This is a genomic window from Kineococcus siccus, from assembly GCF_009906795.1.
In the GTDB taxonomy this organism is placed as follows: Bacteria; Actinomycetota; Actinomycetes; order Actinomycetales; family Kineococcaceae; genus Kineococcus; species Kineococcus siccus.
In genome coordinates, this window is record NZ_JAAALN010000395.1 from 1 (window position 1) to 1316 (window position 1316).

The following is a 1316-nucleotide window of genomic DNA, read 5'->3' on the forward strand; positions in this document are numbered from 1 at the left end:
ACCCGCCGCCCGGCCCCCCGCCGAGCACGACGAGCAGCGCCACGGCGTGCCGCACGACCGTCCCGGGGGGCGCGGCCGGCAGGCCCTCGGAGGCGTCGTGCACGCCCAGCGCGGCCGTCAGCACGCCGACGAGCACCTGCGGGTCGAGGTCGTCGCACCACGGGGCGGCGCCGCGGGCCGCGCGGGCCACGGCGTCGCGCAGGTCGTCGGCGTCCAGGCCGTCGGGGTGGCGCTGCTCCAGCAGCGAGCGCAGCAGCGCCCCCGTGACCAGGCGGACCTGGTCGGGGTCCAGCCGGCCGAGGCGCTCGACGTGCTCGGTGACGCCCGTGCCGTCGCCGGCGCGGGCGCGCTCGACGGCGGCCAGCAGCGCGGCGCGGAGCTCGGTGGCGGGAGGCGGGGGCACGGTCGTCATCCTGCCGTGCGCCGGCGACCCGCCCGGCGCGGGCGGGCCACCCGGCGCCGGCGGCCCGGGCCCGGGAGCCGGTGCCGAGCTGTGACCTGCCGGGGGCTCAGGCCGCGCGCCGGGGACGTCGATGGACCTCCGCGGCCCGGACGCGGCCGACGCGACCGACGACGGGTGAGGAGCGAGCGGTGAAGCCGGTGCACCTGGTGATCAGGGACCTGGAGGTGGCCGCGCTCAAGGGCGAGCTGACGCCCTCGTTCGTGGACGAGTACGCGCAGCGCCACGGCGAGAAGGTCACCGCCCTGTACGCCCTCGCGGCGCGCAACTTCCTCCCCGTCGCGGTGGAGCGCGGCCGCAACGACCAGGCGCAGAAGACCTGGGCCTCCCGCGTCGACGAGTCGGCGGTCCAGCGCGCCCAGGACGCCGAGAGCGCGCGGACGCTGCGCCGGCTGCGCGAGGCGCGCGACGACGACCGTCCGGTGGCGCTGCGGCGCCGGGGGCGCGGCTCCCCGTTCCCGCTCCAGCGCCGCGACTGACCCGGGCGCGCCCGGGTCGGCCCGCCGACCGGGTCCGCCGTTCGGGTCCGCCGCCGGCTCAGCGAGCCGGCACGAGCGCGGCGAAGGCCGCGACGGTCGTGTCGCTCAGGGTGTCCCGGCCGCCGAAGACGAGCCCGCTGCGCAGCGCACCGGCGCCGGCCAGGCCCGTGACGGCGGTGGCCGCCGTGGGGCGCAGCACGTCGGGAGTCGTGAGGACCAGCGGGCCGCCCAGGTTGCCCACCGCGGCCGCTCCCACCAGCGCGTCGGGCCAGTTCTGCCCCGTGGCGAGGCCGACGACCGTCACGGGGGTGGCGTCCCCGGACGCCGTGAAAGCGGCCGCGACCAGCCGGGACGTGTCGTAGCGGTCGCTTTCACGG

Annotated in this window: 3 protein-coding genes; 1 reads left to right on the forward strand and 2 read right to left on the reverse strand. The window is 79.6% G+C overall.

What is annotated here, in order from left to right; all coding sequences use genetic code 11:
- Positions 1–403 (reverse strand): hypothetical protein (locus tag GTR02_RS21735; protein WP_166609543.1); only part of this gene is annotated, 403 nt, incomplete at its 3' end.
- A 188-nt stretch (positions 404–591) separates the two neighbouring features.
- On the opposite strand from GTR02_RS21735, the gene GTR02_RS21740 reads away from it, so the two are divergent.
- Complete coding sequence (locus tag GTR02_RS21740; RefSeq protein WP_166609544.1) at positions 592–939, forward strand: hypothetical protein; 348 nt, start codon at positions 592–594, stop codon at positions 937–939.
- Positions 940–997: 58 nt separating this feature from the next.
- Here the strand turns inward: GTR02_RS21740 and GTR02_RS21745 are convergent.
- Positions 998–1316: cell wall-binding repeat-containing protein (locus GTR02_RS21745; protein WP_166609545.1), on the reverse strand; the 319-nt coding region annotated here is incomplete at its 5' end.